This is a genomic window from Affinundibacterium seohonense (genome assembly GCF_014284305.1).
Lineage (GTDB): Bacteria > Pseudomonadota > Gammaproteobacteria > Burkholderiales > Burkholderiaceae_D > Undibacterium > Undibacterium seohonense.
The window spans coordinates 1-15,653 of record NZ_JACOFW010000018.1; the positions used below are offsets into that span (position 1 = coordinate 1).

Sequence of the window (15,653 nt, forward strand, 5' to 3'; positions counted from 1 at the left end):
GATATCCTTGGCAAGCTCTTTTGCCAAAGCTTTCAGTTTTTCTCTATCCATTAAAATGTCCATCGGTAATTCCTCGCTCGAGAGGTTAATAGACCGTGGACATTTACACAAATTTATTCACAGGCTCAACAGTCGGGATTAAATATTTTTATAGGTCCTGTTTTTGTACTACATCATTGGTGTTTTTTATCTTGTTTTGATGCAAATCAAAGGTGTAGTGTATTGTCGCTTTTTTATGTCACATGGAAATGTTGTTGTTCAATAAAACAGAAAAACAGTTCATACTCGCCGGATTTAAATTGTTGTGAACTCTTGATTATGTTAATTAGTCGATTTCGATTTTTGTGCACTTGCTTGACGATTATTATGTTCACAACTTCGATTCATGTGTCGAAGGCTGAGACAGTTAAACACGTTGATCTCTACTACCCGGAAAATTTAGATGCTAAAGGCAGGCAAGTTCCGTTAACCTCGGAATTACAAAATGTCTTTGCTAATATTGAACGCCAATCGGGGTTGAAGTTTACGATCGTGATATTGCCGTGGAAGCGCGCGCAAATAGAGGTGGCACGGGGTAGAGGAATTATTTATGGATTATCGAAGTCAATCGAGCGCTTGGAAATTTATCGATTTTCTGCGCCTGTCTTGACGTTGCCGGTATGGGCGATTTCCTATGGACCAGAAAATGCGAATATCGCCGAATTGATGGATCTAAAAGGAAAGATCGTCGCGACAAGCGTTGGTGTTACACATGGCGTCGAATTTGAACGAGCTAGAAAAAATTTTTTTGTGGTCGAAGAAGATTATTTGCCTTTTCAAGAGCGGCTTAAGAAGTTGATTACAAAACGTAGCGATGTGATTTTCGTTCCCTTCAGTTTTCAATTAAAGCGCGAGGAGATTGAGTACCGATTTCATCGCATATTGGTTGATGGTTTTAACGATCCAGAGCTCAATGGTCGTCGTTTTAATGTTTCCTTGAATCCCATTTTTTTAGACTCGATACATTTCGCAAGTTCGAAGCGCAATTTGCAGGATGTCATCGATAGAATTGATATTGCTCTTGCACGCGGATCAAAAGATGGTAGTTTATTAAAATTGCTAAACAATTACTAAGCGATGTAAATTTGCTCAAGTTTTTTTGAAATTGTTTGCCAATAGATAGATCGGGCGTTGAGTGAGTTTTTTGTTATGCTAAAGAAATTGCCCACTTCTTCACGTATAATCAAAGGTTAAATTCACTTTTTGCATGGCCTTTGCCTCTATATAAACTATGAACTCGTCAGAAATTCGCGAAAAATTCCTCAAATTCTTTGAATCTAAAGGACATAGCATCGTCCGTTCTTCCAGTCTGATTCCGGGCAATGACCCAACTTTGTTGTTCACCAACTCAGGCATGGTGCAATTCAAAGACGTGTTTTTAGGTCAAGATAAGCGCAATTACACGCGTGCAACTACAGCACAACGTAGCGTACGCGCAGGTGGCAAACATAATGATTTGGAAAACGTCGGCTACACAGCACGTCACCATACTTTCTTTGAAATGCTGGGTAACTTCTCGTTTGGCGATTATTTCAAACGCGATGCAATTAACTATGCTTGGGAATTGCTGACAGTCACTTATGGCTTGCCAAAAGAGAAGCTGACTGTGACCGTCTATCAGGAAGATGACGAAGCCTACAATATTTGGAAAGATGAAATCGGTGTACCTGCTGAGCGCATCATCCGTATCGGCGACAATAAGGGCGCACGTTACGCATCAGATAATTTCTGGCAGATGGCAGATACTGGCCCTTGCGGTCCTTGCAGTGAAATTTTCTATGATCACGGCGCTGAAATTTTTGGTGGTCCTCCAGGTTCGCCTGACGAAAATGGCGACCGCTTTATTGAAGTATGGAACTTGGTCTTCATGCAATTCAATAAAGATGAGCAAGGTGTCTTGCACCCATTGCCAAAACCATGCGTTGATACCGGCATGGGCTTGGAGCGTATTGCGGCGGTTTTGCAGCACGTGCACTCCAACTACGAAATTGATACTTTCCAAGCTTTGATCAAAGCAGCAGCGCGCGAAACTGGCTGTGCAGATTTGAACAACAACTCGCTGAAAGTCATCGCCGACCATATTCGTTGCGCAGGCTTTCTGATTGTCGATGGCATCATCCCAGGTAATGAAGGTCGCGGTTATGTATTGCGTCGTATTACGCGCCGTGCTTTGCGTCATGGTCATAAACTCGGACAAACCAAACCATTCTTCTTCAAATTGGTCGCTGATCTGGTGAAAGAGATGGGCGTTGCTTATCCAGAATTGGCTGAGGCAGGTGAGCGCGTTGCACAAGTCTTGAAGCAAGAAGAAGAACGATTCGGCGAAACGCTGGAACACGGCATGAAGATTCTCGAAGCAGCGCTGGCCAAAGATAGCAAAAATCTGGATGGCAATACTGCCTTCACTTTGTACGATACCTATGGCTTCCCACTCGATTTAACAGCGGATATTTGCCGCGAACGCAATGTGGTCTTGGACGAAGCCGGTTTTGATGCAGCGATGGCGAATCAAAAACAAATGGCGCGTGCTGCTGGTAAGTTCAAAATGAACACCGCGATTGAATATAACGGTGAGAAATCGAAATTCGTCGGATACGAGCAGTTGAGCTACGATAGTAAAGTCATCGCTTTGTATGTCGATGGTGCAGCGGTGCAAAAAGTTGAAGCAGGTCAGGCAGCGATTGTGGTGTTAGATGTAACACCGTTCTACGCTGAGTCAGGTGGTCAATGCGGTGATGCTGGTGTGTTGCAAGCCGCTAATGGCGTCGCTTTTGACGTTACCGATACACAGAAAATTCAAGCAGATGTATTCGGTCATCACGGCGTATTGAGCGCTGGTAGTTTGGCTGTGGGCGATGCTGTCAGTGCCCAGGTCGATAAAGTCTTGCGTGGACACACGATCCGCAATCACTCTGCAACCCACTTGATGCACAAAGCATTGCGCGAAGTCCTAGGCGCACACGTTGCGCAAAAAGGTTCTTTGGTCGATGCGGAAAAAACGCGTTTCGATTTCAGTCACAATGCACCGATGACCGCCGAAGAAATTCGTCAGGTAGAAATCATCGTCAACCGTGAAATTTTAGCGAACGTCGCGACACAAGCGCAATTGATGTCATTCGACGATGCAGTGAAGCATGGCGCAATGGCCTTGTTCGGTGAAAAGTATGGCGATGAAGTTCGCGTCTTAGACATCGGTACGTCACGTGAATTATGCGGTGGTGTACACGTTCATCGTACCGGCGACATTGGTTTGTTCAAGATTGTGGGCGAGGGCGGTATTGCTGCTGGTATTCGTCGTGTTGAAGCGGTGACTGGCGAAGTGGCGTTTAGTTTGGTGCAAGATATGGATGCGCGTATCAGTCAAGTTGCTGCGACCATGAAAGTGCAGCCAGAAGATATCGGTGCTCGTCTAAATCAATGGCAAGATCAAATGAAGTCATTGGAAAAAGAAGTTGCTGCCTTGAAATCCAAATTAGCTGCGAATCAAGCGGACGCGATGTTGTCACAAGCGACAGAGATCAATGGTGTGAAAGTCTTGGTTGCGAGCTTGGATGGTGCTGATGCGAATGCACTTCGTGATTCAGTCACGCGTCTAAAAGATCAGTTAAAAACAGCGGTGGTTGTATTGGCTTCTGTGATTGATGGCAAGGTGAGTTTGACAGCTGGCGTGAGTGCGGACTGCACAAGCAAAGTTAAAGCCGGTGATCTGGTGAATTTTGTGGCGCAACAAGTTGGCGGTAAAGGTGGCGGTCGTCCAGACATGGCCCAAGCGGGTGGTACGAATCCAGAAGGCTTGCCAGCGGCATTGGCGGCAGTTCCTGCTTGGCTGGCGGCGAAACTGTAATTGAACGAGTAAAAGTGAAAATCAACGAAGGATTGCGCTTAGAAAAGCGAGCTCCTTCGTTGCAGTATGGTAAGTGTTGATTTTTCCTTGTATAAAATTCTTTTGAACCGTTAATCGACGAAAGAAAAAGTGATTTTGCGTGTTGCGTTGCACAAAATCTTTGAATATACGGTAAAATCCTTTGCACAATGTTTCAGCAGGCCGAGTCGATTCTGTTTGTTGGTTTTAGAGTTTTAAATCATTTTCTTGCTTCAAGGAAAATCATGCAATTCAATAAAGAACTGGATGCCCGTGGATTAAGTTGCCCGCTTCCTATCTTAAAAGCAAAAAAAGCTTTAGCCGAAATGATCACGGGCGAAGTCTTGCGCGTGATTGCGACCGATCCCGGTTCTGTGCGTGATTTCAAAGCTTTTTCTAAGCAAACTGGCAATGAGCTTTTGTCGCATATCGAAGTCAGCAATGAATTCGAATATTTTTTGAAGCGCAAATAGATATCGCAAGCCGCGCAAATTAGATGTTTAACATCGAGTTTGATATAAGCTCATAATGACAAGATCTTAAAAAACCACAAATATTTTTGTGGTTTTTTTTTATCAAAATCGTGAAATTTCATAGAGTAATTCATCGGTTTTCATAAAAAAGAACGAACGTACTAAAAATACAGACTCGTTTCCTGTTAACATCTATAATCATCTGCTTTACGTTTACGTCAATTAGAAACGGTTAATTCCACTTTAGCGTAAGCTTGCAACAGAATTCTTTGGTTTTATTATTCGTTTTTTATCTTACTTATTTTTATCTTAGTACCGCACAGTAAAGGCAAAACTATGAAAGTCTTAGTACCAGTTAAGCGCGTGGTTGACTATAACGTTAAAGTCCGCGTCAAATCCGATGGTTCTGGCGTTGATGTTGCAAACGTCAAAATGTCGATGAACCCATTTGATGAAATCGCTGTAGAAGAAGCAACCCGCCTTAAAGAAGCAGGAGTTGTAACTGAAGTGGTTGCAGTTTCTTGTGGCGTATTGCAGTGTCAGGAAACCTTGCGTACTGCGATGGCAATTGGTGCTGATCGCGGTATTCTGGTTGAAACTGACGAAGAGTTACAACCATTGGCTGTTGCGAAACTATTGAAAGCTTTGGCTGACAAAGAGCAACCACAATTGATCATCTTGGGTAAGCAAGCGATTGATGATGATTGCAATCAAACAGGTCAAATGTTGGCTGCCTTGTTGGGCTGGCCACAAGCGACATTCGCTTCTAAGGTTGTGGTCGCGGATGGCAAAGCAATGGTCACACGTGAAGTAGACGGCGGCTTGGAAACCTTGAGCCTGACTTTGCCAGCAATCATCACGACTGACTTGCGTTTGAACGAACCACGTTATGTGACGCTGCCTAACATCATGAAAGCGAAGAAAAAGACTTTGGATAACGTCAAGCCAGCTGATTTGGGTGTGGATGTGACTTCTCGCATTAAGACTTTGAAAGTCGCGGAACCAGCAAAACGCTCTGCCGGTATTATCGTTCCTGACGTCGCGACTCTGGTCAGTAAGTTGAAAAACGAAGCCAAAGTGATTGGCTAATTTCTCGTTTTTGATCTTTTTCGAAATTCATTTCAATCAAATTTTTAAGCAAATTCATTTTTGAATTTGCGGAAACAAGTGGAAAACATCATGACTACACTCGTCATCGCTGAACACGATAATACTTCCTTGAAGGGAAGTACATTGAACACTGTTACTGCCGCTGCTAAATGCGGTGGTGACGTACACCTATTGGTTGCTGGTCACAATGCTGGTGCTGTAGCTCAAGCCGCAGCACAAATCGCTGGCGTTAGCAAAGTCTTGCACGTAGATGCAGCTTACTTCGCCGAAGGCTTGGCGGAAAACGTCGCGGAACAAGTCTTGACGATCGCTTCTGGCTACACACATATCTTGGCACCAGCAACCGCATACGGCAAAAACATTTTGCCACGCGTTGCAGCCAAACTCGACGTCGCGCAAATTTCAGAAATCACCAAAGTGGAATCTGCTGATACATTCGAACGTCCAATCTACGCTGGTAACGCCATCGCGACTGTACAATCAACCGACTCCATTAAAGTCATCACCGTTCGTACAACGGGTTTTGATGCAGCTGCAACTGGTGGTTCTGCAGCAGTCGAATCTGTTTCTGCGGTCGCTGATAGCGGCAAGTCTGCATTCGTTTCTCGCGAAGTAGCGAAATCTGATCGCCCAGAATTGACAGCAGCGAAGGTCATCGTTTCCGGTGGCCGTGGTATGGGCTCTGCGGAAGCATTCAAAGTATTGGAACCATTGGCAGACAAACTCGGTGCGGCGATGGGTGCATCTCGTGCTGCGGTGGATGCAGGTTATGTTCCAAACGATTGGCAAGTCGGTCAAACAGGTAAGATCGTTGCGCCAACTTTGTACATCGCGGTAGGTATCTCCGGCGCGATCCAACATTTGGCTGGTATGAAAGATTCCAAAACCATCGTAGCGATCAATAAAGATCCAGAAGCGCCGATTTTCTCTGTAGCAGATTACGGTATCGTTGGTGATTTGTTTGAAATCGTGCCACAGTTGGTGACAGAGTTAGGCTAAGCGCTAGCTACAATTAGATGTTGTGATTTTCGACTAACGAGAATCATCGATCGTAGAGGGCGTAGAGAAATCATCAGAATTCTCTGCGCCCTTTGGTTATCTGAGCACAAGAATGAATTGAGACATTGGGAGACTGTATGAGTTATGTAGCGCCGATCAAAGATATGCTATTCGTCATGAACGAATTGGCTGGCCTGACTGAAGTAAATGGATTGCCAGGCTGCGAAGATGCTACGCCTGAAACCGTAGAAGCAGTGCTCGAAGAAAACGCACGCTTCACGAGTGAAGTGATTGCGCCTTTGAACTGGGCTGGCGATCAAGAGCCAAGTTATTGGAAAGACGGCCAAGTCTTCACCACCAAAGGCTTTAAAGAAGCCTTCAAGATGTTCGCCGAAGCAGGCTGGCAGGGTGTGCAACACCCAACAGAATTCGGTGGTCAAGGCCTGCCAAAATTAGTGGCAACGCCTTGTATCGAAATGCTGCACGCAGCGAATTTGTCTTTTGCATTGTGCCCATTATTGAGCGATGGCGCGATCGAAGCCTTGTTGACCGCAGGTAGCGATGCTGACAAAGCGACTTACCTTGAGAATTTGGTGTCAGGTAAGTGGACAGGTACGATGAATTTGACTGAGCCACAGGCTGGTTCGGATTTGGCGATGGTGCGTACTCGCGCTGTGCCGCAAGATGATGGTACATACAAAGTGTTTGGCACTAAGATTTTCATCACTTATGGTGAGCATGATATGGCGGAAAATATCGTGCATCTGGTGTTGGCGCGCACGCCTGATGCACCAGAAGGTGTAAAGGGTATTTCCCTGTTTATCGTGCCTAAATTCCTTGTGAATGCCGATGGTAGTCTAGGTGCTCGCAATGATGCACATTGCGTGTCGATTGAGCATAAACTCGGTATCAAAGCGAGTCCAACTTGTGTATTGCAATTCGGTGATAACGGTGGCGCGATTGGTACTTTGGTCGGCGAAGAAAACCGTGGTTTGGAATACATGTTCATTATGATGAACGCCGCACGATTTGGTGTTGGTATGCAAGGTGTAGCTGTTGCTGAACGCGCGTATCAAAAAGCGGTTCAGTATGCGAAAGATCGCTTGCAGTCTCGTGATCTGGCTGGCTCACCAGGTCCGGTAAGCATTATTCATCATCCTGACGTGCGTCGCATGTTGATGTCTATGCGCGCGCAGATTGAAGGTTCACGTGCTTTGGCGTATGTGGCTGCTGCGATGAGCGATAAGGCGCATCATCACGCAGATGCAGAAGTGCGCAAACAAAATCAGGCAGCGTATGAATTTTTAGTACCGATCGTTAAAGGCTGGTCTACTGAGTTGTCTTTAGACGTCACTTCAACTGGCGTGCAAGTGCATGGCGGTATGGGTTTTATCGAAGAAACTGGTGCGGCTCAGTATTATCGTGATGCGCAAATTTTGACGATCTATGAAGGTACTACAGCGATTCAGGCAAATGATCTGGTGGGACGTAAAACCTATCGTGATGCTGGCGCTGTCGCGAAACATTTCATCGCGCAAGTGCGCGCGACAGAAGCGGAATTGCTCGCGACTGGCGATGCGAATTTGAAGGCGATTGCGGTGCAATTGGCAATCGGTGCGCAGGCGATGGAAGAGGTGGTTGACTTTGTTGTTGCAAACTTCAAGGCTGATATCAAAGCCGTATTCTCTGGTAGCGTGCCGTATTTGAAGTTATCCGGTGTGGTGTTGGGTGGCTGGCAAATGGCGCGTGCAGCGCTGATCGCGCAGGCGAAATTGCAATCAGGTGAGGGCGATGCTAGTTTCAATCAAGCGAAAGTCGCGACCGCGCGTTTCTTTGCTGATCACGTTTTGAGTGCTGCCCAGGGATTGCGTACCTCGATTGTGGATGGCAGTGCTGGTGTCATGGCTTTGGCGGAAGAGCAATTTTAAGATTTAGCTTTAATATTGCATTTAAGAAAATGGCGCGAAGTTTTTGACTTCGCGCCATTTTCATTTTTAACGATAGTCTTTTGTTTAGCCGTACGCGCCACCTGTGTAAAGCAAATCAAATCCGCGAGCCATCACGAACAATAACGAGATCGCGCCAAGGCCAACACTGAAAACTAGCATGATTGCTAATGGCCAAGACGAGGAACTCTGTTTTCCCGAGTTCGCATTAAATTGGGCATCCCAATGTTCATCTGATTTGAGACCTAGTACCAAGCACATTAATATGCTGATTAAAAACGACAGCATCCAAGGCGCAAAAGTTACAAAAAAATTCAAATTGAAGTACAGCTTTGAAAGCATAAAAGATAGCGGTAGGCTGATGAAGTGCAACCACGCGAAATTGTCGCGTTTGCCGTATAGATAAAAACGGTGTCCACCAAGGCTGCCAAAAAGCAAGCAAATTAGAACGGCGAGAGTCTTATTCTTATGTGAGTTTGTTGTCATAATGAAATTTTTAATGCCTTTAGGTAAATTGTGATTTTATCGGATTTGCCGTCATACGTCGTAACTCATTCTTGTCGGCGCTGGAAATGCGCTGGCATTGAAAATTCTTTGTTCGAAGCTATAAACAGTCAGTAAAAATCAGGTAAAATGCTTGGTTTTACAAAGCCACCATTGAATAGTCCTTGCGAAGTTACTGCTTTGCAGGCTATAATTTGCGGCTTTTTCCGTCCTTTGACAATTTTTTGGAAATATTATGGTCGTTATTCGTTTAGCTCGTGGTGGTGCAAAAAAGCGCCCTTTCTACAATATCGTTGCAGCTGATTCACGCAATCGTCGTGATGGTCGTTTCATCGAACGTATCGGTTTTTACAATCCAGTAGCAACTGGCAATGCTGAAGAAGTTCGCGTTGCTGCAGATCGTTTGGCTTACTGGCAAGGCGTAGGTGCACAATTGTCACCAGCTGTTGCTCGTTTGGTTGCTCAAGTAGCAAAAAAAGCAGCTTAATTGTCTGCTTTAACTGAAGTAGGGCAGGCAGTGCAAGTATCTGCAAATCAATCTGCTCCTGATGATTTAGTTATAGTTGGCTATGTCTCAGGGGCATTTGGTCTTCAAGGGTGGGTGAAAATTCGTCCTTATTCGACTACCGCGGATGCCTTGTTGGAAGCGCCCCTGTTCTGGTTGGAAAGTGCAGCGCAAGCTGGTGTTGCTCCGAATCTGCGTGAAGTGAAGCGTCTAAGCTCTAAGATACATGGCGAAGATGTGGTCGCGAGATTGGATGAAGTACCAGATCGCACGGCGGCAGAAGCCTTAAAGGGCACTGTAGTCAAAGTCTCGCGTCAGGCCTTTCCTGCGCTTGAACAAGACGAGTTTTACTGGGTCGACTTAATCGGCTTAGCAGTACAGAATCTACAAGGTGAAGACCTTGGCGTTGTCCGCGCTATGATGGACAACGGTGCGCAGTCAATTTTGCGGGTCGCGGCTAGCGATGTGCCTGAAACAGAATTGATGAAGCATGAACGCTTAATTCCTTTTGTCGATCATTTCGTTAAAGAAGTCGATCGTGAAGCGAAAAAGATCGTGGTTGACTGGGGCAGTGATTATTAAGTCCCAGTTTGTAAAGAATCGTGGTTGTTTGCATTGTGGAGCGTGATGGATGCAATTTGACGTCATTACGCTGTTCCCAGAAATGTTTGCTGCGATTACTGAATCTGGTGTGACGCGACGGGCATTTGAGCAAAAAAAATGCGCATTGCAGTTTTGGAATCCACGTGATTTCACGACAGATAAGCATCGCACTGTGGACGACAGGCCTTATGGCGGTGGTCCTGGTATGGTGATGATGGGCAAACCTTTACAGCTGGCCTTGCATGCAGCGAAAGCGCGACAGCAAGATCTAGGATTTGCAAAGCCTAAAGTGCTGTATCTCTCGCCACAAGGCAAACCTATGAATCACACCCGTGTGATGGAGTGGGCAAAGCAAGATGGTTTGGTTTTGTTGTGTGGTCGTTACGAAGCAGTTGATCAGCGATTGCTTGATCGAGAAGTCGATGAAGAAATCAGCCTCGGTGATTTTGTGTTATCCGGTGGTGAGTTGCCGGCTATGGCTTTGATGGATGCAGTGATTCGTCAATTGCCTGGCGTCTTGCATGATGAAGCATCGGCAGTCGAAGATAGTTTCGTGAATGGTTTGCTGGATTGTCCGCATTTCACCAGACCAGAAGTTTTTGAAGATCAATCTGTGCCGACGGTCTTGATGGGTGGCAATCACGCAGAGATCGCAAAATGGCGACGTCAGCAATCCTTGTTGGTGAGTTGGCAGAAACGCCCAGAATTAATTGAGCAAGCACGCAAGTCGGGTTTGCTAACTAAAGCGGATGAACAATTTTTAAAATCGCTGAATCCGATCTGATCGATTTCTTCGATTTTGTCGCTTAGGCCTTAGTAAAGAATTCGTTACTTTTGTACGAATAGAACATGCAAAATTTTTGCATGTGTTTAGAGTGAACTCAAAGTAGCAATGAGCTCACATGTTTAACCCCATCCTCTACTGAGCAAAGTTTTATAGGCGTCAGCAAGATGGTATTTGGAGTGATAAAAATGGATTTGATCCAAACATTAGAGCAAGAAGAAATTGCTCGCTTAGGTAAGAATATCCCTGCGTTCGCGCCTGGTGATACAGTCGTTGTTAACGTTAATGTCGTTGAAGGCACACGTAAGCGTGCACAGGCGTACGAAGGCGTTGTTATTTCCCGTCGTAACCGTGGCTTGAATTCGAACTTCATCGTTCGTAAAATTTCCTCCGGTGAAGGCGTTGAGCGTACATTCCAATTGTACTCACCATTGATCGCTTCTATCGAAGTGAAACGTCGTGGTGATGTACGTCGCGCTAAGTTGTACTACTTGCGTGAACGTTCAGGTAAATCTGCTCGTATTAAAGAGAAATTACCAAACCGCAAAGCAGCTGCTGTTTAATCATAGCAATGTCTGTTTTGTGAGTCTTAAAGAAGGGGTGCCAGTGGCATCCCTTTTTTGTTTTTATTCACCTTGAATATTTGAAATTATCGTGACCACTAGCTTTGATCCACAGTCGTTAGCGATTCATTCCTACGCCGATGAGCCGGCTTTGCCATTGACTAGTATCTCCTTGGATTTTTTGCGGCATCGTTTTCTTCAAGATATTCTCTGGTCGCCTGAAAATACTGAAGAATCAAGTTTATTTAAAGGCGGTGAATTCAGGCCTGCGTCGGTGCTCATGCCTATCATCGCGCGCGAGCATGGGTTGCAAGTCTTGCTGACGCAAAGGGCGGCACATTTGCATCACCATGGCGGTCAGATCAGCTTTCCTGGTGGTCGGGTTGATGCGACAGATACTTCTGCGGAGCACACAGCTTTGCGTGAGGCGCAAGAGGAGATCGGCTTGGCTGAGAGTCAGGTCGAAGTGTTGGGGCGTTTGCCGCAATACTATACAGGTACCGGATTTTCGGTGACGCCGGTGGTGGCGCTGGTGCATCCGCCTTACGAGTTTATTTCTGATCCTTTTGAAGTCGCATCAATTTTTGAGGTACCTTTGAGTTTTCTGATGGATCCGCGTAATCACCAGCGTCGCCAGATTGATTTTCCAGATGGGAGTGGATCGCGCAGCTTTTACGCGATGCCTTACCAGGATTATTTTATATGGGGAGCTACCGCAGGCATGCTGCGTAACTTATTCCATTTTTTACGTGTTGATCTGCCTGAATGAGGGCTTGATCTACTTCATAAACAGCGCAAATCAGTTTACACTGGTGTTCTTTTCTAAGTCAGCCCTCAACCGGGAAGTTTGAAGACCCAATATGACATTTCTCTCCATACTCTTCGCGCTCTTGATTGAGCAACTCAAGCCACTGAGAGTGGATAATCCTGTATATACCCAAGTTCAACAATTCGCCGCCAAAGTAGAAGCCTGGTGTAATGCTGGTAAGGCACATCATGGACGTACTGGTTGGTTTGTCGTGGTTGGTGCACTAACACTGCCGACTGCATTGGTATATTGGTTGTGTTTGCGATTGAATCCGTTTGCGGCCTTTATATGGAATGTCATCATCGTTTATTTGACTTTGGGCTTTCGTCGCTACAGCCATTACTTTACCTCGATACAAGTTGCATTAAATTCTGGTGACGACGATGCTGCTCGCAAATATTTGTCAGATTGGACGAATAAAGATTGTTCGGCTATGGATGCGACCGACGTTGCCCGAGGTGCTGTTGAGCGTTCTTTGATTGCTTCGCATCGTAACGTATTCGGAGTGTTTTTCTGGTTTTTGATGCCAGTCGGCCCAGCTTGTGCGGTGATGTATCGTATGTCGGAATTCTTATCGCGTGAATGGTGTGAGCCAGAGCATATGCAGAATGAAGAGTTTGGGCAATTCGCGAAAAAAGTGTTTTACTGGATTGACTGGGTGCCAGCACATTTGACGGCAATCGCATTTGCGGTCGTCGGTAATTTTGAAGATGCCATTTATTCTTGGCGAAATTATGCGAGTCGCTGGACTGATGAATTGCTTGGAATTATTTTATCTGCAGGTGGTGGCGCGATCGGTGTGCGTTTAGGTGAGCCTGAAACTAAAGCATTAGTGGTTTTGAATGCCGATTCTAGTGCTGTTGATGTAGATAGTTTGGAGCTTGAAAGTCAGCCAGGAGTGGAAGCGAGTCCGCGTGCTTTGCAAAGTGCGGTCGGTCTAGTCTGGCGTGCTTTATTGCTATGGATGCTATTGCTCTTGTTGTTGTCGTTCGCAGTCTGGCTGTAAATGTCTTGAATTCTATAAAAAACCCACTCCTTACTTGAGTGGGTTTTTTTTGTATTTTAGATACTTGATTTATGCACTGGTGTTGATTGTTCCGCCAGTGACTTCACCGCGTGTATTGACTACAGGAGCCGGTTTAGCTTCTTGCACAGGTTTTGCTGCTTGCTTGGATTCTTGTGCATCGCGCGCCGCTTTGGTTTCTACTGTTCTATTGACATCATCTTTTGCTTTGACGGTTTCCGTGTCACTGACTTTGTTTTTTGGGGCAAATGATTTTAATTCTTCGTTTCTGTTTGCGAAGACTTGGTCTCTAGCGGCTGTCGAGGTGATGGGAGCTGTTGCCATGATATTTCCTGTTGAAAATGGATTTCTTAGTTGATGACTGTAATCAAGAATAGGTGAGATTGCCGAATTCTTCAAGACGGATTTTAAATACCTGCTGCTCTCGCAAAGCTATCGTTAAACTTAGTGCAAGTTATGTTTTGGACGAAAAAAAACGCTGTTCGGTTAAACAGCGTTCTTTATGAAACTTAGTGCAATTAGTTACGAACTACGCGCTTATATTCATTTGTGCGTGTATCGATTTCGATAACGTCATCTTGGCTAACGAATAATGGAACTTGCACAGTATGGCAATGTGCTTCAATTGCATTCTCGATTTTCGCTTCTTTCAAAACGTTACCGGAAGTATTGCCCTTAACAGCCGGCTCAGAGTAGATCACCAAGCGAGCGATTGTTGTTGGCAATTCTACAGAGATTGCTTTGCCATCATAGAAAACGGCTTCGCATTCCATGCCGTCTTTGAGGTAATACAAGGCATCGCCCAAGTTCTCTTCTTCGATTTCGTATTGGTTGTATTCTGTGTCCATGAATACATATAAAGGATCTGCGAAGTAAGAGTAAGTTACTGGCTTTTTATCCAATACAACTACGTCAAACTTGTCGTCGCCACGGAATACGTTTTCCAATGGGCTGTTTGTTAACAAGTTTTTCATTTTCCACTTGTAAGTGAAGCCAGTGCGGCTGGAACCGTTAACGTCAGAGCGCAGAACGATCATTGGCTTGCTGTCGACCATAATAATGTTGCCGACGCGAATTTCTTTTGCAGGTTTCATAGTAATTGATATAAAAAGTAGGTTGCTTAAAAATCATCTGTTGCCTACTGGAATATTAAAAATATTGCCCTGCAAGCTCAGCATTGATTGAATCGAAAAATACATTAAAAATTAACCGCACATTTTAACCTATTTTTCTGGGGCTTTTATCGTTTCCCGTTGATGAAGCGTAATAAATTCGATGTCATGTCGCCTATATCTTGCATTTGGCGCTGCCAGAGAATGCTTTGGATGTGTGTCTCTGGCAATTCATGACGCAAGTCTTTCCATAAGTTAAGCCAATCTGGTGCACCTGATGCATCGTTCCACGCAAGAGAGAACGCTTGGTTGGCTCTGCTTGACGCGGTATGACGCCCCAAAAATGCACGCAATTTTTTATGATGCAAGTTTTCATCTTGAGGGTAAATGTGCCAGATGAATTCTTTTTGTGCCCATTGTGCACGTACAAAAGAATCCTCACCCCTGACAAAATTTAGATCGCAGCTCCATAGTAATTTGTCGTAGTCCTGTTGCGGCACGAATGGAATGACACGTACATTTAAATTACCTCGTTTCACTTGTGTACCCGGCGTCGCTTCCTTTTGCAAAAAATTTTCTACGGCTTTTTTTGCTACGCCAACAGGTACCAAGCAACTAATCGCTTCTGTACCATTTTCCCACACATGAAATAGCTGTTCGACGGGTGCATGGGGATAGCAGAATAGCGAAATAGTGAGTGCTTCTGACTCCTCCACACTTACGCCTAAACTGCCTAAGAACGCACTTCGATTTTGTGTTGCTTGATTAAATTGTTCGTATTCGTGAATTAAATTTTTTTCGAGCAAAAGTCCACCTGTTTTTTGCGTAAATCCAGGAAAGAAAAAATATTTCGTCAGGGAGTACTGAGGATGTGAGGAGGGTAAGGTGTGGCAACCTTCAACCCATTCTTCTGCGCTCAAACCTTCAAGATTGATCCAAACCGGAGGCGGTTGGCATAGCGCCATACTAGCAATGTAGGCAGGTGGAATATCACAGCCAAAAAATTCAATAACGATATTCGCTATGTCGCTAGCCGCAAATTGATTATCTTGGTTGCGCCAGTGGCGAATGGCAATATTCTGGATGTATTGTTGCCCAGCGTTGGTGTCTAATTCAGGACAGAGTTTCTTGAAGCTGATTAAATCATCGACCCATAAGGTGACTGCTATCTGATGTTCTTGTTCGAGTTGTCGCGCAAGGCGCCAGCAAATGCCAATATCGCCGAAATTATCAACAACTTTACAAAAAAGTGCGAGGCTCGTTGGTTTGTGTAGATGACTCATAGAGGAGAAAAGCCGATTGAAAAACCGACTGTCAATTC

Annotated in this window: 16 protein-coding genes; 12 read left to right on the plus strand and 4 right to left on the minus strand. The window is 45.1% G+C overall.

The window, feature by feature from the left end:
• Positions 1 to 366: 366 nt before the first annotated feature.
• The 6 genes from H8K52_RS14535 (at position 367) to H8K52_RS14560 (ending at position 8,411) form a co-directional block, all read left to right on the plus strand.
• Positions 367 to 1,113, plus strand: coding sequence for a substrate-binding periplasmic protein (locus H8K52_RS14535; RefSeq protein WP_186923643.1), 747 nt, complete (start codon positions 367 to 369; stop codon positions 1,111 to 1,113).
• A gap of 157 nt (positions 1,114 to 1,270) precedes the next feature.
• Positions 1,271 to 3,883, plus strand: coding sequence for an alanine--tRNA ligase (gene alaS / locus H8K52_RS14540; RefSeq protein ID WP_186923644.1), 2,613 nt, complete (start codon positions 1,271 to 1,273; stop codon positions 3,881 to 3,883).
• Between the two features lie 263 nt (positions 3,884 to 4,146).
• Positions 4,147 to 4,374 (plus strand): sulfurtransferase TusA family protein, encoded by a 228-nt coding sequence (locus H8K52_RS14545; RefSeq protein ID WP_186890300.1) that lies wholly within the window; start codon positions 4,147 to 4,149, stop codon positions 4,372 to 4,374.
• Between the two features lie 336 nt (positions 4,375 to 4,710).
• The gene (locus tag H8K52_RS14550; protein WP_186923645.1) at positions 4,711 to 5,463 is read left to right on the plus strand and encodes an electron transfer flavoprotein subunit beta/FixA family protein; all 753 of its coding nucleotides are present in this window, start codon (positions 4,711 to 4,713) and stop codon (positions 5,461 to 5,463) included.
• 90 nt (positions 5,464 to 5,553) lie between these two features.
• A complete protein-coding gene (locus H8K52_RS14555; protein WP_186923646.1) occupies positions 5,554 to 6,483 on the plus strand; it encodes an electron transfer flavoprotein subunit alpha/FixB family protein in 930 nt (309 codons plus the stop codon).
• 137 nt (positions 6,484 to 6,620) lie between these two features.
• Entirely contained in the window at positions 6,621 to 8,411 is a 1,791-nt protein-coding gene (locus H8K52_RS14560) for an acyl-CoA dehydrogenase (RefSeq protein WP_186923647.1), read from the plus strand.
• A gap of 84 nt (positions 8,412 to 8,495) precedes the next feature.
• Here the strand turns inward: H8K52_RS14560 and H8K52_RS14565 are convergent, their stop codons facing one another.
• The gene (locus tag H8K52_RS14565) at positions 8,496 to 8,915 is read right to left on the minus strand and encodes an NINE protein (RefSeq protein WP_186923648.1); all 420 of its coding nucleotides are present in this window, start codon (positions 8,913 to 8,915) and stop codon (positions 8,496 to 8,498) included.
• A 253-nt stretch (positions 8,916 to 9,168) separates the two neighbouring features.
• On the opposite strand from H8K52_RS14565, the gene rpsP reads away from it, so the two are divergent.
• The 6 genes from rpsP to H8K52_RS14595 all read left to right on the plus strand — a co-directional run bounded on the left by rpsP (position 9,169) and on the right by H8K52_RS14595 (position 13,202).
• Positions 9,169 to 9,420, plus strand: a complete 252-nt coding sequence (gene rpsP, locus H8K52_RS14570; RefSeq protein WP_186890295.1) for a 30S ribosomal protein S16 — start codon at positions 9,169 to 9,171, stop codon at positions 9,418 to 9,420.
• Positions 9,421 to 10,020, plus strand: a complete 600-nt coding sequence (rimM, locus tag H8K52_RS14575; protein WP_222613795.1) for a ribosome maturation factor RimM — start codon at positions 9,421 to 9,423, stop codon at positions 10,018 to 10,020. It abuts the gene before it with no gap.
• Positions 10,021 to 10,069: 49 nt separating this feature from the next.
• On the plus strand, positions 10,070 to 10,825 hold the full coding sequence (gene trmD, locus H8K52_RS14580; protein ID WP_186923649.1) for a tRNA (guanosine(37)-N1)-methyltransferase TrmD: 756 nt from the start codon (positions 10,070 to 10,072) through the stop codon (positions 10,823 to 10,825).
• A gap of 188 nt (positions 10,826 to 11,013) precedes the next feature.
• Entirely contained in the window at positions 11,014 to 11,388 is a 375-nt protein-coding gene (gene rplS, locus H8K52_RS14585) for a 50S ribosomal protein L19 (protein WP_186923650.1), read from the plus strand.
• Positions 11,389 to 11,476: 88 nt separating this feature from the next.
• On the plus strand, positions 11,477 to 12,157 hold the full coding sequence (locus H8K52_RS14590; protein ID WP_186923731.1) for a CoA pyrophosphatase: 681 nt from the start codon (positions 11,477 to 11,479) through the stop codon (positions 12,155 to 12,157).
• Positions 12,158 to 12,248: 91 nt separating this feature from the next.
• Positions 12,249 to 13,202 (plus strand): CobD/CbiB family protein, encoded by a 954-nt coding sequence (locus tag H8K52_RS14595; RefSeq protein WP_186923651.1) that lies wholly within the window; start codon positions 12,249 to 12,251, stop codon positions 13,200 to 13,202.
• A gap of 69 nt (positions 13,203 to 13,271) precedes the next feature.
• On the opposite strand, the gene H8K52_RS14600 is transcribed toward H8K52_RS14595, so the two are convergent.
• From H8K52_RS14600 to earP, 3 genes are all read right to left on the minus strand, one after another.
• A complete protein-coding gene (locus H8K52_RS14600; RefSeq protein WP_186923652.1) occupies positions 13,272 to 13,544 on the minus strand; it encodes a hypothetical protein in 273 nt (90 codons plus the stop codon).
• A 194-nt stretch (positions 13,545 to 13,738) separates the two neighbouring features.
• Positions 13,739 to 14,314 (minus strand): elongation factor P, encoded by a 576-nt coding sequence (locus tag H8K52_RS14605; protein ID WP_186923653.1) that lies wholly within the window; start codon positions 14,312 to 14,314, stop codon positions 13,739 to 13,741.
• 146 nt (positions 14,315 to 14,460) lie between these two features.
• Entirely contained in the window at positions 14,461 to 15,615 is a 1,155-nt protein-coding gene (gene earP, locus H8K52_RS14610; protein ID WP_186923654.1) for an elongation factor P maturation arginine rhamnosyltransferase EarP, read from the minus strand.
• Between the last annotated feature and the right edge of the window lie 38 nt (positions 15,616 to 15,653).